The following is a 5,769-nucleotide window of genomic DNA, read 5'->3' as shown; positions in this document are numbered from 1 at the left end:
GGACCGCGCGAACGCGACCGCGTACCCGTGCAGCGCGGTGCGGACGCTGTCGTCGAGGTTCGGAGCCGGAGCGATCTCCACGACCTTCTGGTGACGTCGCTGCACCGAGCAGTCGCGCTCGAACAGGTGCACAGTCTCGCCGGTCTTGTCCGCGAGGATCTGCACCTCGATGTGCCGCGGGCGCACGACCGCCTGCTCGAGGAACATCCGGGCGTCTCCGAATGCGCTGGCCGCCTCGCGCATGGCCTCGGCCAGCGCGGGGGCGAGATCACCGAACGTCTCGACACGGCGCATGCCGCGACCGCCGCCGCCGGCGACCGCCTTGGCGAAGAGCGGGAACCCGATGTCCTCCGCCTGGGCGACGAGAGCATCGACGTCGTCGGAGGCTTTCGTGGATCGGAGGACGGGCACGCCCGCCTCGATCGCATGACGCTTCGCCTCGACCTTGTTCCCCGCCATCTCCAGGACTTTGGAGGGCGGACCGATGAACACGATGCCGTTGGCTGCAGCCTTCTCGGCCAGCTCAGGGTTCTCCGAGAGGAAGCCGTATCCGGGGTAGATCGCATCCGCTCCCGATTCGAGAGCGACGCGGATGATCTCGTCGACGCTGAGGTATGCGCGCACCGGATGGCCGCGCTCCCCGATCTCGTAGGCCTCGTCGGCCTTGAGCCGATGCACCGAGCCGCGGTCCTCATGAGGGAACACCGCGACGGTGCGCGCCCCCACTTCGACTGCTGCACGGAATGCGCGGATCGCGATCTCGCCGCGGTTCGCCACAAGGATCTTCTGGAACATGCACACCTCTGAAAGCTCGATGCGCAGCGTTTTCGATGCGCATGGGGCGGGGCTGAGTGTTCCCTCAGCCTAGGGGAAGGTAACGTGGTGTCCGTGCACGTACTCAGCGTCAGCTCTCTCAAGGGGGGCGTCGGCAAGACGACCGTGACACTCGGGCTGGCCTCAGCGGCTTTCGCCCGAGGCGTCCGGACTCTCGTCGTCGCCCTCGACCCGCAGTCCGACGTCTCCACCGGGATGGACATCCAGGTGGCCGGACGACTCAACATCGCCGACGTCCTGGCGAACCCGAAGGAGAAGGTGGTCCGCCAGGCGATCACCTCCAGCGGCTGGGCGAAGGTCCACCCCGGCACCATCGACGTGCTGATCGGGAGCCCTTCTGCGATCAACTTCGACGGCCCGCACCCGAGCGTGCGCGACGTCTGGAAGCTCGAGGAGGCGCTCGCCTCCGTCGAGGCCGACTACGACCTCGTGCTCGTCGACTGCGCACCCTCGCTGAACGCCCTGACCCGCACGGCCTGGGCCGCGAGCGATCGCGTCATGGTCGTCACCGAGCCCGGTCTCTTCTCCGTGGCCGCCGCCGATCGCGCCCTTCGCGCCATCGAGGAGATCCGTCGCGGTCTCTCTCCCCGACTGCAGCCTCTCGGCATCGTCGTGAACCGCGTGCGCCCGCAGTCCATCGAGCACCAGTTCCGCATCAAGGAACTGCGCGACATGTTCGGCCCCCTCGTGCTCTCCCCGCAGCTGCCGGAGCGCACTTCGCTGCAGCAGGCGCAGGGTGCCGCCAAGCCGCTGCACATCTGGCCCGGCGATTCCGCCCAGGAACTGGCGGCCGACTTCGATTCACTTCTCGACCGGATCATCCGCACCGGTCGGATCGCCGTGCCCGAGAGCGGTCCACAGAGCTGATCCTCCCCACGCGCACAGCGAAACGGCCATCCTCATCGAGGACGGCCGTTTTCTGTATGTCGGGGAGGCGCGGTGTCAGGCGGAGCGCTTGGTCCGACGGGCGGAGAGCTCGTCGACCGGATCCGGAGCGGTCGCATCGAATGCGACCAGCGTCGACTCCACCTCACGGAGGACCTTGCCGACAGCGATGCCGAAGACGCCCTGGCCGCGGCTCACGAGGTCGATGACCTCGTCGTTCGAGGTGCACAGGTAGACCGACGCACCGTCGCTCATGAGCGTCGTACCGGCGAGGTCGCGGATACCCGCACGTCGCAGCTCGTCGACGGCCGTTCGGATCTGCTGCAGCGAGATGCCCGTGTCGAGCAGGCTCTTCACGAGCTTCAGCACGAGGATGTCGCGGAAGCCGTAGAGACGCTGCGAGCCGGAACCGTTCGCCCCGCGAACGGTGGGTTCCACCAGCTCGGTGCGCGCCCAGTAGTCCAGCTGACGGTAGGTGATGCCGGCGGCGCGAGCGGCGACCGCGCCACGGTAGCCGACCTCGTCATCCATGGCCGGAAGACCGTCGGTGAAGAGGAGTTCGGGTACGAACCGCGGGTCTCCTGCGAGCTCATCCGCATTCATCTGAAATCCTCCCTGGAACGGTTATCTTCCACGGTAGAGCAGTGCCTGGGCACCGGCAATCACATCCGCGGGACCGCGAAGGTGTGTCGCAACCAGTTCGTTACGAAAGCACTCGTGACAGTGCGTCCCTGACGAAGAGCGAGCGCACTTCGTCGATCTTCGTCGCCAGTTCGGGCGCGAGTTCGCTGGCCTTGGCGCGAGACGGTGCGTCCGTCCGACGCAGCAGCGCGGACATCGCCGATTCGATGAGCGCGACCTCGCGCTCCGCCCCCTGACGCAGGGAACGCAGGTGCCGCGGCTCGATGCCGTGGCGGTCGAGGGCGACGAGGCCGCGCAGCAGCGTGACCGTCGTCTCCTGGTAGCTCTCCTGCGCGATGATGACGCCGGTGCTGATCGCATCGTTGAGCAGCTGCGGGCCCGCACCGGCTGCGGCCAGCAGCTCGTCGCGACGGTATCTGCGCGGCGCCGGCGTGATCGAGGGCGGCGGAGCGAGCGGTGTCGCCTCCCCACCCGCATCGACGTCGTCGAGCTGCTCGCGGATCACGCTCAGCGGAAGATAGTGGTCGCGCTGCAGGGTGAGGCCGAGCCGCAGCCTCTCGATGTCCGACGCGGAGAACTTGCGGTAGCCGGACTCGGTTCGAGAGGGACTGACGATGCCCTGCACCTCGAGGAAGCGCAGTTTGCTGGAGGTGAGGTCGGGGAACTCCGGTGTGAGCCGAGCGAGGACCTGGCCGATGCTCAGCAAGCCCGCGGACGCGGAACGTTCGCGGGCGGGAGTAGCCGCCATCAGTCGTTCGCCGCCGCGCGATCGCGAGGGGAGGCGAAGAAGTTCAGGCGGAACTTGCCGACACGCAGTTCCGAGCCGTCGACGAGCGGGCTGCGGTCGACGCGCTCCCCGTTGACGTACGTTCCGTTGAGTGAGCGCTGATCGATGATCTCGAACGTCGATCCGGTGCGGGTGATCTCGGCATGACGACGGGACACGGTCACGTCGTCGAAGAAGATATCGGCCTCCGGGTGACGGCCGACCGTGGTCACGTCGGTGTCGAGGAGGTAGCGCGCACCGGCGAGGGCGCCGGAACGGACCAGCAGCAACGCCGATCCTGCGGGGAGGGCGCTGATCGCGCTCTGCTCCACATCGGTGAGTTCCACCCCGAACGGCACGAATGACAGGTCGGAATCGTGCCCGAACGTCTGCGTCACGTCATGTCTCTGCTCACCGGAACGGTGGATCGCGGCTTCTCCGGCCGGTCGGCTGTCGCTGTCAGTCACTGTGCCCTCCTTGGTTGTCCAGACTAACGGATGCCGCGGCCCTCGCGGGAGGCCGCTTTCACACTCAGCCACCACATACCGGTGTTTCCTAGGGTGGAGCCGTGAAGACCAAAGCCTTGCGGCGCCCGGCGACCCCGATCGCCCTCGCCGCCACCCTGCTCGCTGCGTTCCTCGTTCTCTTCTCGCCGCTCTCGGCCTCCGCGCACGACGCGCTCGTGTCGTCGTCTCCGGCCGCGGACGAGTCCGTCGAGACCGTGCCTTCGGCGTTGACACTCACCTTCAGCGCGAAGCTCATCGACGGCGACGGCGCGACCGAGGTCGTCGTCACCGGCCCCGACGGTTCCTCGATCACCGACGGCGCAGCGACGGTCGACGGCGCGATCGTCACCCAGCCGCTGCAGGGCTCGGGCCCGGCCGGCGAGTACCACGTCATCTGGAAGGTCGTCTCGAGCGACGGTCATCCCACCTCCGGCGAGTACTCCTTCACCGTGACCGTCGGCGACGATGCGGCTCCGACAGAGGAACCCACTGCCGCCCCCACGTCCGCGGCACCGACGGCCGAGCAGACTGCCGCCCCCGAGGCGACCACGACGCCGGCGGCGGATTCCGGTGACGCCGAAGGTGGGTCCCCGTGGATCTGGGTACTCGTGATCGTCGCGGTGCTGGTCGTCGCCGGCGTGGTCACGTGGATCGTCGTGAGCCGCCGTCGTGGCGGTTCCGCGACCGGTTCCGACGCCCCCGTAGAGCGATAGGCTTAAGGCATGCCACATTACGACGTCGTCATCCTTGGTGCAGGTCCTGGCGGATACGTCGCTGCGGTTCGCAGCGCGCAGCTCGGTCTGTCCACCGCCATCATCGAGGAGAAGTACTGGGGCGGTGTCTGCCTCAACGTCGGCTGCATCCCGTCCAAGGCGCTCCTGAAGAACGCGGAGCTCGCGCACACCCTGAATCACAAGGCTGATTTCTTCGGAATCTCCGGCGAGTTCACGATCGACTACGGCAAGGCGTTCGACCGCAGCCGCGTGGTCGCCGATGGCCGCGTCAAGGGCATCCACTTCCTGATGAAGAAGAACAAGGTGACCGAGTACGACGGTCGCGGCACCTTCACCGGCCCCAAGGCCATCTCGGTCGCCAAGGCCGACGGCTCGACTGAAGAGGTCACCTTCGACAACGTGATCATCGCGACCGGCTCCAAGGTGCGCCTGCTGCCCGGTGTGACGCTCAGCGAGAACGTCGTCACGTACGAAGAGCAGATCATGAGCCGTGAGCTGCCCGAATCGATCGTCATCGTCGGCGCCGGCGCCATCGGCATGGAGTTCGCCTACGTGATGACGAACTACGGCGTGAAGGTCACGATCATCGAGTTCCTCGACCGCGCGCTCCCCAACGAGGACGCCGACGTGTCGAAGGAGATCGCGAAGCAGTACAAGAACTACGGCGTCGACATCCTCACCTCCACCAAGGTGGAGTCGGTCGTCGACAACGGCTCGTCCGTCACCGTCACCTACACCGCCAAGGACGGGCAGCAGTCGTCGATCGAGGCCGGCAAGGTCCTCATGTCGGTCGGATTCGCCCCGAACATCGAGGGCTTCGGCCTCGAGGCCACGGGTGTGAAGCTGACCGAGCGCGGCGCGATCGACATCGACGACCACATGCGCACCAACGTCGAGGGCATCTACGCCATCGGCGACGTGACCGCCAAGCTGCAGCTCGCCCACGTGGCCGAGGCACAGGGTGTCGTCGCGGCCGAGACCATCGGCGGCGCGGAGACGCAGACGCTGGGCGACTACCGCATGATGCCGCGCGCGACGTTCTGCTCCCCGCAGGTGGCCTCGTTCGGCCTCACCGAGCAGCAGGCCAAGGACGAGGGGCGCGAGATCAAGGTCGCCACCTTCCCGTTCATGGCGAACGGCAAGGCGCACGGCCTCGGCGAGCCGGTCGGCTTCGTCAAGCTGATCGCCGACGCCGAGCACCTCGAGCTCATCGGCGCCCACATGATCGGCCCGGATGTCTCCGAGCTGCTGCCGGAGCTGACGCTGGCCCAAAAGTGGGACCTCACGGCTCTGGAGCTGGCCCGCAACGTGCACACGCACCCGACGCTGTCGGAGGCGCTGCAGGAGGGCTTCCACGGGCTCGCCGGCCACATGATCAACTTCTGATCCACCCCCTCGAAGG

At 67.3% G+C, this 5,769-nt stretch carries 7 protein-coding genes; 3 read left to right on the top strand and 4 right to left on the bottom strand.

Annotated elements, in window-relative coordinates:
• On the bottom strand, positions 1 to 795 hold a 795-nt coding region (locus ACNPM4_RS20480), incomplete at its 3' end, for an ATP-binding protein (RefSeq protein WP_448986987.1).
• A 93-nt stretch (positions 796 to 888) separates the two neighbouring features.
• Between ACNPM4_RS20480 and ACNPM4_RS20475 the strand changes: the two genes are divergently transcribed.
• Positions 889 to 1,701 (top strand): ParA family protein, encoded by an 813-nt coding sequence (locus ACNPM4_RS20475; protein WP_448986991.1) that lies wholly within the window; start codon positions 889 to 891, stop codon positions 1,699 to 1,701.
• A 75-nt stretch (positions 1,702 to 1,776) separates the two neighbouring features.
• Here the strand turns inward: ACNPM4_RS20475 and ACNPM4_RS20470 are convergent, their stop codons facing one another.
• The 3 genes from ACNPM4_RS20470 to ACNPM4_RS20460 form a co-directional block, all read right to left on the bottom strand.
• Positions 1,777 to 2,322, bottom strand: a complete 546-nt coding sequence (locus tag ACNPM4_RS20470) for a MerR family transcriptional regulator (protein ID WP_029261540.1) — start codon at positions 2,320 to 2,322, stop codon at positions 1,777 to 1,779.
• 100 nt (positions 2,323 to 2,422) lie between these two features.
• Entirely contained in the window at positions 2,423 to 3,109 is a 687-nt protein-coding gene (gene ftsR, locus ACNPM4_RS20465; protein ID WP_372466526.1) for a transcriptional regulator FtsR, read from the bottom strand.
• The gene (locus tag ACNPM4_RS20460) at positions 3,109 to 3,594 is read right to left on the bottom strand and encodes an FHA domain-containing protein (RefSeq protein ID WP_029261538.1); all 486 of its coding nucleotides are present in this window, start codon (positions 3,592 to 3,594) and stop codon (positions 3,109 to 3,111) included. Before ACNPM4_RS20460 ends, ftsR begins: the two co-directional genes overlap by 1 nt.
• A gap of 101 nt (positions 3,595 to 3,695) precedes the next feature.
• Here ACNPM4_RS20460 and ACNPM4_RS20455 point away from each other — a divergent pair, with 101 nt between their 5' ends.
• Positions 3,696 to 4,346, top strand: coding sequence for a copper resistance CopC family protein (locus ACNPM4_RS20455; RefSeq protein ID WP_400858302.1), 651 nt, complete (start codon positions 3,696 to 3,698; stop codon positions 4,344 to 4,346).
• Between the two features lie 9 nt (positions 4,347 to 4,355).
• The gene (gene lpdA / locus ACNPM4_RS20450) at positions 4,356 to 5,753 is read left to right on the top strand and encodes a dihydrolipoyl dehydrogenase (RefSeq protein WP_029261536.1); all 1,398 of its coding nucleotides are present in this window, start codon (positions 4,356 to 4,358) and stop codon (positions 5,751 to 5,753) included.
• The last annotated feature ends 16 nt before the right edge of the window (positions 5,754 to 5,769 follow it).

The organism is Microbacterium umsixpiens, assembly GCF_053543675.1.
This window is presented reverse-complemented; position numbering and strand designations above follow the sequence as displayed.